The organism is Kutzneria chonburiensis, assembly GCF_028622115.1.
In the GTDB taxonomy this organism is placed as follows: domain Bacteria; phylum Actinomycetota; class Actinomycetes; order Mycobacteriales; family Pseudonocardiaceae; genus Kutzneria; species Kutzneria chonburiensis.
On the sequence record NZ_CP097263.1, the window covers coordinates 3,178,972 to 3,194,079 of the forward strand.

Here is a 15,108-nt window from a genome sequence, read left to right on the forward strand (position 1 = left end):
ACACCCGGGGTCAGAGATCGCCCAGCTCGGCGTCGATGAACTGCATCAGCTCGGCGGCGCTGGCCGAGGCGAGCCCGTCCGCCGCGGCGACCGGCCGGGCGTCGAGCGCGTCCAGCCGATCCAGCAGTGTGGTGAGACGGCCGGCCAGCGCCTTGCGGGTGGCGCTGTCGGTCAACGGGGACAGGACCCGGCTCTCGATGTCCTCGACCACCTCGAGCAGCGGCTTCTCCGCCGGCGTGGGCCCGCCGAGGTCGAGCTGCCCCATCAGGTGCCGGGCCAGCGCGTTCGGCGTCGGATGGTCGAAGACCAGCGTGGCCGGCAGCTTGACGCCGATCAGGCCGGCGAACCGGTTGCGCAGCTCGACCGACATCAGGGAGTCGAAGCCGATCTCCTTGAGCGCCCGGGCCGGGTCGACCCGCTCGGGCCCGGACTCGCCGATGAGCGCCGCCACGTGCGTCCGCACGACCTCGGTCAGTGCGGGGAGCCGCTCGGCGTCCGGGAGCACGGCAAGCCGTTGTGTGAGGCTGTGCGTCTCGGCGCGCTGGCCGTCCGGCTCGGGCGCGGTCTGCGGCGCGAACGAGCCGAGCAGCGGACTGGGCCGGGCCGCGGTGAACGCCGGCAGGAAACGCGGCCAGCTGATGTCGGCAATCACCGGGTCCCCGGCACCGACGATGCTCTGCTCCAACGCCTGGATGGCGGCCGGCACCGGCAGCGGGGCCAGACCACGCTTGCGCAGTTCGCGTTCGTCGTGCTCGGTGAGCATGCCGCCGCCGGCCCACGGCCCCCACGCGATGGAGACCGCCGGCTTGCCCTGCTCACGGCGACGCCGGGCGAGCGCGTCGAGGCAGGCGTTGCCCGCCGCGTACCCCGCCTGCCCCGCTGCGCCCCAGACGCCGGAGATGGAAGAGAACAGGACGAAGTCGTCGAGGTCCGGCAACAGCTCGTCGAGCAGCAGCGCGCCTTCGACCTTGGCCGCCATCTGCGCCGCCAATTCCTCGGCCGCGGTCTCCGCGATCCGCACGTCCCGGACCACGCCCGCGGCATGCACCACGGTGCGCACGGGCGTCCCCTCGGCCGCCTGTGCGGCAAGGAAAGCGTCGAGCGCGGCACGGTCCGTGACATCGACGGCGACGGCCTGCGCCTTGGCGCCCAGCGCGGCGAGATCCTCCACCAGTTCGGCAGCGCCGGGGGCCGCCGGGCCCTGACGAGACACGAGCAGGATGCGGTCGGCGCTGCCCTGCGCGGCGATGCGGCGGGCCACGTGCCCGCCGAGACCGCCGGTCCCGCCGGTGATCAGCACCGCGCCCTTGGGCGTCCAGGCAGTGGTCGGCGGCGGCGACGCCGTCACGAGCCGCCGGGCCCACGGACGTCCGTCGCGAACGGCCAGTTGGTCCTCGTCGCCGTCGCCGGTGAGGATGCCGGCGAGCGTCCGCCGGGTGGCGTCGTCGATCCGCTCGGGCAGATCCACCAGTCCGCCCCAGCGGTCGGGCAGTTCCAGTGCGGCGACGCGGCCGAGCCCCCAGACGCCGGCCGCCCGCACCTCGGCGGCGGGATCGGCGGTCCCCACGCCGACCGCGCCGCTCGTCACGCACCACACCGGTCCGGTCGGCCGGTCGGCGATCTCGTGCAGGGCGGCAAGCAGGTCCTCCGCGCGTCCGGCGCCGATCAGCACCCCGTCCGGCGCGGTCGAGCGGTCCGGACTGTCGAACAGGGAGCCGAGCTCCGCGGGCACCTCGCCCAGCAGGAGCCAGTTCCCGGGCACCCGGTCGGCGGTGGCCGGCCGGACCTGCTGCCACGTAACGGAAAACCACCCGGTGCGGCCGGACGCCCCGGCCACCTCCAGCTGTGCGCGCTCGATGGAGCGCAGGATGATGCCCTCCATGGCGAGCACGGGCGACCCGGCGTCGTCCGTGATCCACACGGCGGCGGAGTCGGCGTCCGCCCGGATACGCACCCGCAGGCGCCGGGCGTCCGTGGCGAACAGGGACACGCCGTTGAAGGAGAACGGCAGTCGAACTTCGCCGGCCTCGTAGAGGCTGCCGGTGATCGGCAGGGCGTGCAGGGCGGCGTCGAGCAGCGCGGGATGGATGCCGAAGCCACGCGGCTGCCCCTCCGGCAGCACGACCTCGGCGAAGAGGTCGCCGTCACGCTCCCAGAGGGCCTTGGTGCCCCAGAAAGCCGGGCCGTACTCGTAGCCGCGGGCGGCGAGATCCTCGTAGAAGGGGCGGACGATCGCTCGCGCACCGACCGGGGGCCAGGCCTCGGCGGCCCGGTCGAAGCCGTCGGTGTCGACGGTCCGCGCCGCGAGCAGACCGGTGGCGTGCAGGGTCCACTCCCCGCCGGTCTCCCTGGTGCGGATCTGGAGTTCACGCTCAGCGCCCGGCCCCACCCACACCTGAAGGTCGCGGGCCTTGCCCTCGGGGAACACCATGGGCGCGCGCAGGACGAGTTCCTCGACCGAGCCGGCGCCGGCCGCACGGGCCGCTTCGAGCGCGAGCTCGACGAAACCCGTGCCGGGCAACAACATCGTGCCCATGACGACGTGGTGCGACAGCCACGGGTCGCTGCCGGGCGTCAGCCGACCGGACAGCAGCAGGCCTCCCCCACCGGGCAGATCCGTGCGCGAGGTGAGCATCGGGTGCGGCTGCGGATCCGCGCCGGCGGCGGCATGGGCGTCTGACGCGGAGTCCCAGTAACGCTGGCGCTGGAAGGCGTACGTGGGCAGGCCGACACGGGGAGCGGGCGGCAGCAGGGCGGCCCAGTCGACGTCGGCGCCATGAGCGTGGGCCTGGCCGAGCGCCGTGAGCACGGTGTGCGTCTCGGACTGGCCGCGCCGGGTGCTGGGGAGGACGGTGTGTGCGGTCTCGATCAGCGGGGCCAGTGCGGCGTCCGGGCCGACCTCGATCAGGATGTCGGCTTCGGGAAGCCGCCCTATGGCGTCGCCGAACCGCACGGCGTTGCGCGCGTGGTCGACCCAGTAGGCGGCGGTGTCGATGGCGTGCGCCGTGTCGGCCGTGGCGTTGATCGGGATGGTTGGCGGTTGGAAGCGCAGTTCCTCAACCACGGCGCGGAATTCGTCGAGGATCGGCTCCATGAGCGGCGAGTGGAAGGCGTGGCTCACACGAAGCTCGGCGACCCGTCGGCCGCGGTCACGCCAGATCTCGCCGACGCGGGCCACCTCGTCGCGGGCGCCGGAGACCACCACCGCCTCGGGACCGTTGACCGCGGCGATCGCAGCGAGCACGGGATCGCCCAGCGTGGCCGTCACCTCGTCCTCGCCCGCGGCGACGGCGAGCATGGCACCGCCGTCGGGCAGGGACTGCATGAGCCGGCCGCGAGCCACCACGAGCCGCGCGGCGTCCGGCAGCGTCAGCACCCCGGCGACGACGGCGGCGGCGATCTCGCCCACGGAATGTCCGACCACGGCCATGAACGACACGCCCCAGGACTGCCACAGCCGGGCCAGCGCCACCTCGAACGCGAACAGTGCCGGCTGCGCGAACTCCGTACGGGCCAGGGTTTCGGGATCCTCGGACCACATCACGTCCCGAAGTCCACGGCCGAGCTGCGGGTCGAGATGGCCGCACACCTCGACCAGCGCCTCGTCGAACACCAGGAAGTGCTCGGCCAGCTGCTGGCCCATGCCGACCCGCTGCGCGCCTTGGCCGGAGAACACCGCCGCAACCCGGCTGGGCCCGGCGAGCACCGGCGCGACGTCACCCAGACCGTCCACGCCCATGACCACGGCGCGGTGCTCGAACCTCGTCCGTCCCGTCAGCTCGCGGGCGACGTGCGGCAGCGGCAGCTCCGGGTGGGATGCGAGGTACTCCCGCAGCGCCTTGGCCTGCGCGCGCACGGCTTCCGGCGTCTTGCCGGACAGCACCAGCGGCACCGCCACGTCCGCCAAGGGCGCGGCCGACGGCTCGGGCGCCTCCGCCGCGAACTCCTCCAGGATGACGTGCGCGTTCGTGCCGCTGATGCCGAAGGCGGAGACACCGGCCCGGCGCGGACGGCCGTCGACGCGGTCCCACTCGCGGGCCTCGGCCAACAGCTCGACCGTGCCCGACGACCAGTCCACCTCGGTCGTCGGATTGTCGGCGTACAGGCTGCGCGGCAGCACGCCGTGCCGCAGCGCCTGCACCATCTTCACCACGCCGGCCACGCCGGCCGCCGCCTGCGCGTGGCCGATGTTCGACTTCACGGAACCGACGTACAACGGCCGTGCGGTCGGGCGGTCGCTGCCGTACGTGGCGATCAGCGCCTGCGCCTCGATGGGGTCGCCCAGCCGTGTCCCAGTACCGTGCGCCTCCACCACGTCGATGTCCGCGGCGCGCAGGCCGGCGCTGTCCAGCGCGGCCCGGATCACCCGCTGCTGGGCGGGGCCGTTGGGCGCGGTGAGGCCGTTGGAGGCGCCGTCCTGGTTGACGGCGCTTCCCCTGACCACAGCCAGCACGTCATGTCCCAGCCGCTGCGCGTCGGAGAGGCGCTCCACGACCAGCACCGCCACGCCCTCGGCCATGCCGAAGCCGTCGGCATCGGCGGAGAACGGCTTGGACCGGCCGTCCGGCGCGACTGCGCGAAGCCGGCTGAACTCGATGAACAGTCCCGGTTCGGCCATCACCGTCGCCCCGCCGACCAGCGCCAGATCGGTCTCGCCGCGGCGTAGCGACTGCCCGGCCAGGTGCAGCGCCACCAGTGAGGAGGAGCAGGCCGTGTCGAGCGTGACGGCGGGCCCTTCCAACCCCAGGATGTAGGACAGCCGGCCCGAAGCCACGCTGGACGTGGTGCCGGTCATGACGTAGCCCTCGAGGTCGGGCCGCGCGTGGTGCAGGGGCCGGCCGTACGGGAGGTTCATGACGCCGGTGAACACGCCGGTCCGGCTGCCGCGCAGCGTCGCGGTGTCGATGCCGGCGCGTTCCAGCGCCTCCCACGACGTCTCCAGCAGCAGCCGTTGCTGAGGATCCATCGCCAGCGCCTCACGCGAGGAGATGCCGAAGAAGGCGGCGTCGAACTCCGCGACGCCGTCGAGCAATGCGGCGTCGCGCTGGTACGAGGTGCCCGGCTGCGCGGCGTCGGAGTCGTACAGCGCCGTGAGGTCCCAGCCGCGATCGGCCGGGAAGGGCGCGACCGCGTCACGGCCGTCGAGCACCAGCTGCCACAACTCGTCCGGCGAGCCGACCCCGCCCGGGAACCGGCAGGCCATGCCGACGATGGCGATCGGCTCGTCGGGGTCGGTCAACGGTGTCGTGGTCGAGGCCGGCTCATCGCCGCCGCACGCCGCACGCACCAGCTCCGTCGCCAACGCGCGCGGCGTGGGGTAGTCGAACAGGATCGTCACCGGGAGCCGCAGCCCGGTCGTCTCGACGAGCTGGTTACGAATACGGACGGCGCCGGCGGAGTCCACGCCCAGGGACCGGAAAGGATCGTCCGCGCCGATGGCCGTCGGCTCGATGTGCGCGGCAACTGCGTCCGTGACCAGACGTACGGCCTCTGCGGTGCGTTCTGCCGCGGTGCAGTCCAGCAGCCGCTCGCGTAGTCCGGTGCCGGTGTCGGCCGTGTCCAGGTCGAGCCGGTACGGCGGCAGTGTCACGAGGCGTGCGTCGGGGAAGACGGTGCCCCAGTCGGGAACGACGTCGTGCAGGTGCGCCTCGGCCAGGGCGCGTAGGTAGCGGTCGCGGCCCGCGTCGTCACGGCGCATCGTGTCCAGGACGACGACGTCCTGGCCGATCTGTGCGGCGGTCTCCTCGATCGACAGCGTCAGCACCGGGTGCGGGCTCATCTCCACGAACACCCGATGGCCGTCCCACAGCAGCGCCTCGATGACCTGCTGGAACCGGGCGGGCTCACGGAGGCTGAAGAACCAGTGCTCGGCGTCCAGGTCGGCGGTGTCCAGAGGTTCGGTCGTGGTGGACGTGTAGACCGGGATCTCGCCGGCCCGCGGCCGCACAGCCGCGGCCTCCCGCACCAGGTACTCGTGGACGGGCTCCATGCGCCATGAGTGTCCGGCGATCCCGATAGGCAGCAGGGCGGCCCGAACGTCCTTGGCGCGCAACCGCTCCAGCAACGCCGTCGCGGCCTCGGTGCTGCCCGCGACGACCGTCGAGCGGGGACCGTTGACGACCGCGATGTCCAGGTCGAGATCCCAGTCGGCGATCAGTTCGCCGACCTGCTCGGCGGAGAGCGCCACGGCGACCATCTCGCCGGTGCCTTGCAGCCGTGCCAGCGCTTTGCTGACAGCGGCGACCAGCCTCGCGCCGTCGGCCAGGGTGAGCGCGCCGGCCGCGGTCGCCGCCGCGATCTCGCCGAAACTGTGGCCCACCACCGCGGCGGGCGTGACGCCGTTCGACCGCCACAGCTCCGCGAGCGACACCATCACGGCGAACAGCGCCGGCTGGATGACCTCGACGCGCTCAAGGGGATGCTCCCCGAAGATCACGTCATCGAGCTCGAAATCCACGAACGGGCGCAGCTCCCGTGCGCACTCGGCCAAGGTGTTGCGGAAGACGGGGGCCGCCACGGCGAGCTCACGCGCCATCCCCACCCACTGCGCGCCCTGGCCCGGGAAGACGAACACCGCGGACTCGGGTCCACCGCCCTGTGGCGCCACGTCGCTCGAGCGGCCCTCGGCCACCGCCCGCAGGGCCGTGACGATGCCGTCCCGGTCGGCCGCGGCAACCATCGTCCGATGGGGCCAGAGCGTTTTGGTCGTGGCTTGGGTGAAGGCGGCGTCGGGCAGGGAGATGTCCACCCGCTGCTCGAGGTGCGCCGCCAGCCGGCCGGCCTGCGCCCGCAGACCGGCGTCTGTCCGGCCCGACACCAGGAACGGGACGGCGCCGGAACTCGCGGCATCCGGGGCGCTCGCGCGGTCTCGAGGCCGCAGCGTGTGCACCTGTTTCTCGGCATCGCCGGAGAGCGGGCCGTAGTGCTCGGCACCGGCCGTCTCCAGCGCCAGCGCCACCGCCACGGCCTTGTCATGGACGACAACCAGGGCGGGGTGTTCCGAGCGCAGGCACGTCTCGGCCGCCGCGAAGACGGCGTCCTGGGAGGAACGCACCTCCACACCAGGAACCTCGTCCTGTTCCGGCAGAGCCGGGCCGGCGAGCAGAGCCACCACACGGTGGTGGGCCGACGGCACGACCTGGGCGTCCTCGATCGCGGCCCAGAGCGTGGACGACACCGAAGCGCCCTCCTGGCGGGCGACACCCACGACGACGATGCGCGGAATCCCTGCTGTCATAGAAAACAACCCAAGCAAGAGGGCGCCGGCCATAACACCCCTACCACCCCCGAATGCGCGAATTCGGCCGGGAAAAGAAATACGGCGGCACGGCACTTGAGGGGGACATAGGGGTTGCCCGACCCCGAGGCCGACCGGCAGGTTTCCGATATGCGAGGACCACAGCCGCGTCCGGAACTGCATTCCCTAGCCGCGCACGCGGCCGGCCGAGCGGGCGGTGCGCCGACCGCGGAACTCAAACACCTGCTGGCGGCGAACGAGAATCCGTACGATCCGCTGCCCGGTGTCCTTGACGCGGCCGTCGCCGCCGCCGGGCAGTTCAACCGCTACCCCGATATCGGCTGCGAACGACTGATCGACGCGCTGGCCCACCGTTTCGACCTGCCGCCCGCCCGATTCGCGGCCGGCGCCGGGTCGGTGAGCGTCATCCAGTCGCTCGTCCAGGCCATGACCGCGCCGGGGGACGAGGTGATCCACGCCTGGCGGTCGTTCGAGGCCTACCCCATCATCACGAAAGCCGTCTGTGGCGCGACCGCGGTCGGGGTCCCGCTGACCGACGACGGGCACCACGACCTCACCGCCATGGCCGACCGGATCACCGAACGGACCCGGCTGATCTTCATCTGCACCCCCAACAACCCCACCGGCACGACGGTGCGCCGTGACGAGCTGGCGGAGTTTCTCGGCCGTGTTCCGGAGAACGTGCTCGTCGTGCTGGACGAGGCCTACGCCGAATTCGTGCGGGACGAGGACACGCCGGACGGCATCACCCTGTGCCGCGAATACGCCAATGTCGCCGTGGTGCGGACGTTCTCCAAGGCGTATGGCCTGGCCGGCTTGAGGATCGGGTATGCCGTCGCCCCGGAATCCGTCGCCGCGGCGCTGCGCATGACGGCGCCCTACGGGGTCAGCCAGATCGGGCAGGAGGCGGCCATCGCTTCGCTGGCCGCCGAACGTGAGGTCATGCACCGGGTCGACGCGGTCATCACCGAGCGCCGCCGGATGGAGGACGTCCTGGCCGAACAGGGCTGGCCGGTCACCCGCTCCCAGGCGAACTTCGTCTGGCTCCCCATCGGCGACCGCGGCGGTGACTTCGCCGCTGCCTGCGGTCGGGCCGGCATCGCGGTGCGGGTGCTCGGCACTGACGGAGTCCGGGTCACCGTCGGCTCTCCGGAAGCCAATGACCTGTTCCTGGCCACGGCGGCCGAAGCTCGACTGGGATGATCACCGGAATGCGTGCTCGATCGGCGTCGGTCCGGCCGTCGCCTGCCAGACGCCTTTGATTCCCTGCGCCAACACGGCACGGATCGCGTGGGCGCAGTCGCCGCGGGAGAGCTCGTCACCGACGGTCGGCACGCCGTCGGGGCGGGCCCGCACGGTCCCCAGCGGGGGATCGTCGGTCAGCATGCCCGGGCGCAATACGCACCAGTCCAGGTTTCGCCCACGCACCACCTGTTCGGCGGACCGCTTCTCGGCCAGGTAGGCGTCCAGTTCGTCGCCGAGTTCATCGCGGTCCCGTGCGGTGGGCAGGTGGGTGCTCACCATGACGAACCGGCGGACGCCGCAGTCCTCGGCCGCGTCGCACAACTGGGCCGTCGGCGCGGACGCCGCCGCGCCGAGCGAGCCCGGGCCGGTGCCGGTGCCCGCCGCCAGCACCACGGCGTCCGCGCCGCGGACGGCCCGTTTCAGCTGCACGTCGAGGTCGGATCCGTTGGTGTCAAGCAGGAACGGCTCGATGCGGGCGGCACGCATGCGCTCCGCGTCGCCGGCTCGCAGGACCAGTCCGACCGGTGTGTTCCCGTCGGCCAGCAGGTAGGACGCGAGCCGGCCGCCGAGACCGGTGGTCACCCCAGCAACGACAACCCGCATCGCGATCACTCCTCTATGGACTGCCTACTTCGGACGCAGAAATTCCTCGGTTCACCAGCGCACCGGCAGGCTGCGCACGCCTCGGACCCTGATGCCCGGCAGCCAGTCGAGACCGGCCGGATCGATGTCTAGCGCCAGCTCGGGACAGCGGCGCAGCAGGCTCAGGATCGCGACCCGGCTTTGCAGCCGCGCCAACCCGGCGCCGAGACAGAAGTGGATGCCGTGGCCGAAGGCGACGTGGCCGCCGCGGGTGCCGCGGTGGAGGTCGAACGTGTCGGGTCGCTCGAACTGGGCCGGGTCGCGCCCCGCCGCCGCGATGCTGACCAGAACCGTCTCCCCCGGCGGGATCTTCGTGTCGCCGTAGCCGATGGTCTCGGTGGTGAACCGCTTGGTCGACGTCTCCACCGGGCCGTCGTGGCGCAGCATCTCCTCGACCGCCTGGTCGATCAGGCCCTCGGGGTCGGCCCGCAGCGCCGCCAGCTGTGCCGGATGCGTCAGGAGCGTGCGCACCCCGTTGGAGATCAGGTTGGCCGTGGTCTCGTGGCCGGCGATGATCAGGATGAACACCATCGAGCGCAGCTCGGGGACCGACAGCCGGTCGTTGTCCTCCGCGTTCGTCCGCAACAGCGAGGAGATCAGGTCCCCGGTGGGCGTGGCCCGGCGCTTGTCCTCGATCAGGTTCTTCAGGTAGTCGGTCAGGGCCAGCCCGGCCTGCGCGAACCCACGGCTCTTCCACCAGGCGATGGTGTCCGGCTCGGCCGGCACCAGCACCCGCTCCGTCCAGTCGCGGAAGTCCTCCCGGTCGGCGAACGGGACCCCGAGCAGCTCGCAGAGCACGGTGATCGGCAGCGGCGACGCCAGCGCCGCGACCAGGTCCGCTCTTCGCCCACCGGCCGTCATCTCGTCGAGCAGACCGTCGGTGATCTCCTGGACGCGCGGGCGCAGCGCCTCCACCCGGCGCGCGGTGAACTCCCGCGAGACCAGCCGTCTCAGCCGCGTGTGGTCCGGCGGATCGGTGATCAGGACGTGCCGCTCGTCCTCGCTGGGCGGGTCGAGGCACTTGGCCAGCCGGGGATCGGCCAGCGCCGCCCTGGCCTCGTCGTAGCCGACGATCAGCCAGAACCGGTCGCCGTCGGCCAGCACGATCTCGTGCACCGGCCCGGCCTCGCGCAGCCGGGCGTAGTGGGGGTACGGGTCGGTGAAGAACTCGGGCCCGTACGCGCTCAGGTCGACGGTCACCATAACGAGGACGCCGTCTCGGCCGGATATTCCACGGCGGTGAGGTAGTCGAGGCCGGTCAGCGGCTGGTCGGTGAAGAACCGCAGCACCAGGTCGGCCCAGTCGACATTGCGTTCGAGGAAGGAGACGTGGCAGGTGTCGCGAATGGTCGTGAACGCCGCGCCATCGATGTCCGCGGCCATGGCCCGCACCAGGTCAGGGGGCGTGAGGTCGTCGTGCTCCCCGGTCACGCACAGGGCGCGCATCCCGGAGATCCGTCCCGGTTGCGCCGCCGGATGGTCGACCAACCGCTGGGCGACGGCGAGGTACCGCACCATTTCCGCCTCGGTCGCCGTGCTCAGGTGTTCGAGCAGGGCCCGCTGGACGGCCGCCCGGTTGTGCACGGTCCGGGCCGGGTCGCCGTTCACGCACAGTTCCACCAGCTTGCGCGCGAATTCGTCGGCCCGGCCAAGGGTCAGCCAGTGTTCCAGTTCGGCGAACCTGGGCCGCATGGTCTCGCTCCACGCCGCGCCGGTGAGGATCAACCGCGCGATCCGATCCGGGTGCTGCTGGGCGAACCGGTGCGTCGGCGCGGTGCCGAGGCTGACGCCGAGCAGGTTGACGCGGGGTAGCTCCAGCTCGTCGAGCAGGTAGGCCAGTGCGTCGGCGTCGAACTCGTAGCCGACGGTCCGCGGCACCGGATCGGGCGAGTACGAGCCCGGCGGCTCCATGCAGACGATGGTGGCCGAGTCCTGCCAGTACTCGTCGTAGCGGTGGTAGCTGCGGATGTTCTGGAACGCCGCGCACAGGACGACGATCGGCTCGGTGACCGGTGCCGGGCACTCGAGGATCCGGCAGGCGAACTCGTAGCCCTGGTACGAGAAGTGCCTGACCTGTTCGGCCGCGGAGCCGTCGGCCATGGTTGCGTTCTCCGATCCGCCGGCGACCCGGCGCAGTGGGGTGGTCATGCGGTGGCTTCTTCGACGGTGTCGGTCGACGGGATGCGCGGTGTGCGGCCGAATGCGGTCAGCACCAGTGCGACGACGACGAGCGCCGCACCGGCGGCGACGGGCAGCGCGGGCCCGAAGGAGTCGAGCAGTACTCCGCTCAGCACCATGCTGAGCGCGCCGCCGCCCGTGGTGGCCATGGCCATCCAGCCGAACGCCTCGGCCCTGCGGTCCTGCGGGGACGCCTCGGCGATCTGCTCGTAGGTGGCCGCCAGCGTCGGTGCGATGGCCGTCCCGCCGAGGAACAGCACCACGATGACCAGCCAGAGCGGCACCGTATCCAGAATTGGCGGGAGCACGACGGCGAGCGCGGCAATCCCGACGGCCATCCCGGCGACCCGCGGCGTCCGGGGCATTCCCCGGGCAAAGGTGCTCAGCGCGAACCCGCCGGCCAGCGATCCGAGCGTCCAGCCGGCGGTCAGCACCCCGGCCAGTGCGGGACGGCCCATGTTCTGCGTCCAGGCCACCACCGACAGGTTCACGGCGAAGATCGCCGCCGTGACCAGCAACGCGATGGCGACGACGCGGACGAACGGCCCCTCGGCCAGCAGTGACCGCCGGGCGACGCGCTTTCCGTGCTGCGGCAGCGGTTCGCCGCCGAGGCCGACGCGGCTGAGCGCGGCGGCGAAGACGAGGGCCGAGACCAGGGCCAGCAGGCCCGTGACACCGACGGCCCAGAACGGCCCGGCAACCGCGATGACCGCGGCGGCGAGCAGCGGCCCGGTGGTGGTGATCACCTCCGACGCCGTCGCCTCAGCCGTGTAGAGCGCGGGGGTCAGCTCAGCGCCGACGATCTTCGGCCATACCGCCCGGCTGATCTGTGACACCGGCACGGCACTGAGCCCGGTCACCAGTGCGACGGCCACGACCACCGGCCACCCGGACGCGGGCACCGTCGCCGCGAGCGCCACTATCACGCCCAGCCCGGTCGCGTACCCGATACCCGTGATCATCAACAGCCGGCCCGTCGAGCCGCGGTCCGCCGCCCGTCCTCGCAGCGGCGCGGCCGCGCCCTGTCCCAGCGTCAGCGCACAGCCGACCAGGCCGACGATGACGTACGAGTTGCTCCAGCGCACCAGCATCAGCGCCAGCGCGACCGGCAGCGCCGACACGTTGAGCCGGCCCAGCATCGACCACAGGAACAGTTGGGGCAGACCGGGAACCTTCAGCAGGTCCTTGACGCCACCCATCGGTTGAGACACGTGGGGTCCTTCCCGGAAGGTCACCGTGAGGCCCCGAGTCCACCAGAGCCGGCAACCAGCCAGAACCCCTACGCGCCCCTATCCCGACGTGATCACAACCGGTGATCCAGGCGGGTGCGGAACTGGGCTGCCCGTGCCCCGTCGACGTCGGCGACCAGGGATCGGGCCTCCAGCCAAGCCAGCCGCGCCTGGTCGGGTTTGCCCAGCAGGCTCAGCGTTGTCGCGAGGCTGTCGAGCGCCACCGCCAGCTGCCACCGGTCGCCCAACCGGCGCTGGATTTCCGCGGACCGCCGGAAGAAGTTGGCGGCGTCGTCCAGGCGTCCCAGCTGTCGGTACGCCACCCCGGTGACGTGCAACGCCTCTGCCTCAGTGCCGTCATAGCCGAACTGGCGCAACAGGACTGCGGCGCTATGGCTGGAGGTCAGTGCGCTCTCCGGTGACCCCTCTGCCAGTTCCAACCGGCCTTGCTGGAGGAGCACGAGCCCCTCCAGCAAGGTGTTGTCGTGGGCTTCGGCGTGGGCCAGGGCACGGTGGAGCGAGTCGCGGGCTTGGGCCGGCTTGCCCTGCTCGATCAGGACTTCCGCCACGTAGGACAGGGAGAAGGCCTCCTCGGTGTCCTCACCGAGTTCTCGGTACTCGGCGATGGCCTGCTGGAGGTGACGTTCGGCTTCGGCCAGGTGGCCGAGGTCCCGCTGAACGCAGCCGAGGTTGCCGAGCAGGATAGCGGCGAGGAGCGGGGCTTCCTCCTCGCGCGCGATGGCCAGTCCTCGCTCGTATTCGGCCCGCGCCTCCTGGAGCCGCCAATCGCGCATATGCGTGATCGCAAGGCCATTCAGCGCGTTCGCGACACCAAGCCGGTCCCCCAAGCCGTCGAAGAGGTCCCGTGCGGCCTCATAGTGTTCGACGGCCCGCATCGAGTGTTTGCCCAGCCGGTGTCGCACGCCGAGATTCCAGTGGATGACCGCCTCACCCCGGCGATCGCCGCAGCGTCGGGCGGCGTCGAGGGCAATGAGGTCGATCTCCAACCAGTCGCCCAGCGGATCGCGCATGCCGCTGATTTCCATCAACACCGCGGGAATCTGCCAAGCGGCTCGATCAAGGCCGGAGGCCGCGGCCGTTCGGACGGCGGTCATGAGGTTCGCGCGTTCCCGCTCGTACCACTGCGCCGCATCGCGGTGATCCGTGAAGGTCATCTGCGGGATCTCGTCGCTGAAAGAGTCCAGTGGAAGGGGGATTGCCCGTCCCCCACCTCTGATGGCGTCAACGGCGGCGGCCGAGGTGCGCAGGTACCACTGAAGCACGCGGTCAAGGGCGGCGCGCTGCTCGCCCGGCGGCTCGTCCTGGTGCGCCTGGTCAGCGGCGTAGGCGCGCATCAGGTCGTGGAACTGGTAGCGGCCCGATCCCATGTCCTCCAACAGATGCGCCCCGACCAGCGTGTCAAGCAGACGCCGGACCTGGCGCACGGCGGTCCCGGTCAGCGCGGCCGCCGCGTCGCGGCTGAACTCGGCGCCAGGGTGCAGGCCCAGTAACCGGAAGGCTCGTGCGGCATCCGGCGACAGAGCCCGGTAGGACCAGGCGAACACGGCACGGACGGCGTCGGCCTCGTCATCGTCCTCAGTGGACAGTGCGTCCCACAGGGAGGACTCGTCGCGCAGATCCTGGATCAACTCGCCCAACGGCATCCCCGGCCGGCTGGCGGCCCGCTCAGCGGCGACACGCAGCGCCAGCGGCAGCCGCGCGCACAGCCGGGCCAGCTCGGCCAGCTCGCCGGCGTCGTCCGCCGCACGGTAGTCGGCGGTGACCTCGCGCAGCAGTGCCACGGACTCCGTGTCGGACAACATCTCCACGGCGATCCGTCGCGCACCCTCGCGCGCCATCAGGCCCGGCAGGCGGCTACGGCTGGTGACCAGGACCAGGCAGCCCGCCGTGCCCGGCAGCAGCGGCCGGACCTGTCCGACGGTCGCGGCATTGTCCAGGACGACCAGGATCCGCTTGTCCGCGACCAGCGAGCGATACAGGCCCGCCTTGGCTTGGACGTCGACCGGAATCCGGTCGACCGGCACGTCCAGCCCCCGCAGGCAATGGCCGAGCGCGTCATCCGCGGTCAGCGGCGTGCCGGGGTCGTAGCCACGCAGGTTCACGTACAGCTGTCCATCGGGAAACCGGTCCTTGGCCCGATGTGCCCAGCGGACCGCCAACGCCGTCTTGCCCACCCCGGCTGTGCCGGCGATCACCGCGACCGTGGCCATGTCGCCATCGTCCGACAGCCAACCGTCCAGCCGCTCCAGCTCGACGACCCGGTTGACGAACCCCCGCACGTCCACCGGCAGCTGCCGTGGCACCTGGGCGGCGCGCTGACCGGCCTGGTGGAAGTGAACCCCACCGCTGATATCCCGCGCCTGCACCACATCGCCGGCCGACCCCGACAGACTCGACCAGGTGTCCCCCGCGCCGGGCTCAGCTGCCTCGGGCATACGGCCCCCTCCGCCCCGTGAAGGTGATCACATTACCGTGATCACGGGGCCGGCTGGCCGCTCCCGGGATGGCCCGCGGGAGCGGCCGGAGAAGCCGCTTT

General features: G+C 71.9%; 7 protein-coding genes. 1 reads left to right on the forward strand and 6 read right to left on the reverse strand.

The window, feature by feature from the left end; all coding sequences use genetic code 11:
- Nucleotides 1–10 precede the first annotated feature (10 nt).
- Nucleotides 11–7,237, reverse strand: coding sequence for a type I polyketide synthase (locus M3Q35_RS14385; RefSeq protein ID WP_273942244.1), 7,227 nt, complete (start codon nucleotides 7,235–7,237; stop codon nucleotides 11–13).
- A gap of 150 nt (nucleotides 7,238–7,387) precedes the next feature.
- Here M3Q35_RS14385 and M3Q35_RS14390 point away from each other — a divergent pair, with 150 nt between their 5' ends.
- A complete protein-coding gene (locus tag M3Q35_RS14390) occupies nucleotides 7,388–8,461 on the forward strand; it encodes a histidinol-phosphate transaminase (RefSeq protein ID WP_273942245.1) in 1,074 nt (357 codons plus the stop codon).
- Here the strand turns inward: M3Q35_RS14390 and M3Q35_RS14395 are convergent, their stop codons facing one another.
- The 5 genes from M3Q35_RS14395 to M3Q35_RS14415 form a co-directional block, all read right to left on the reverse strand.
- Nucleotides 8,462–9,106, reverse strand: a complete 645-nt coding sequence (locus M3Q35_RS14395) for an NAD(P)-dependent oxidoreductase (protein WP_273942246.1) — start codon at nucleotides 9,104–9,106, stop codon at nucleotides 8,462–8,464.
- A 51-nt stretch (nucleotides 9,107–9,157) separates the two neighbouring features.
- Nucleotides 9,158–10,348 (reverse strand): cytochrome P450 family protein, encoded by a 1,191-nt coding sequence (locus M3Q35_RS14400; protein WP_273942247.1) that lies wholly within the window; start codon nucleotides 10,346–10,348, stop codon nucleotides 9,158–9,160.
- A complete protein-coding gene (locus tag M3Q35_RS14405; RefSeq protein WP_273942248.1) occupies nucleotides 10,342–11,292 on the reverse strand; it encodes an alpha/beta fold hydrolase in 951 nt (316 codons plus the stop codon). The genes M3Q35_RS14400 and M3Q35_RS14405 overlap by 7 nt, the downstream gene beginning before the upstream one ends.
- Nucleotides 11,289–12,533, reverse strand: coding sequence for an MFS transporter (locus M3Q35_RS14410; RefSeq protein WP_273942249.1), 1,245 nt, complete (start codon nucleotides 12,531–12,533; stop codon nucleotides 11,289–11,291). The genes M3Q35_RS14405 and M3Q35_RS14410 overlap by 4 nt, the downstream gene beginning before the upstream one ends.
- 92 nt (nucleotides 12,534–12,625) lie before the next feature.
- Complete coding sequence (locus M3Q35_RS14415; protein WP_273942250.1) at nucleotides 12,626–15,007, reverse strand: ATP-binding protein; 2,382 nt, start codon at nucleotides 15,005–15,007, stop codon at nucleotides 12,626–12,628.
- Nucleotides 15,008–15,108: the final 101 nt, after the last annotated feature.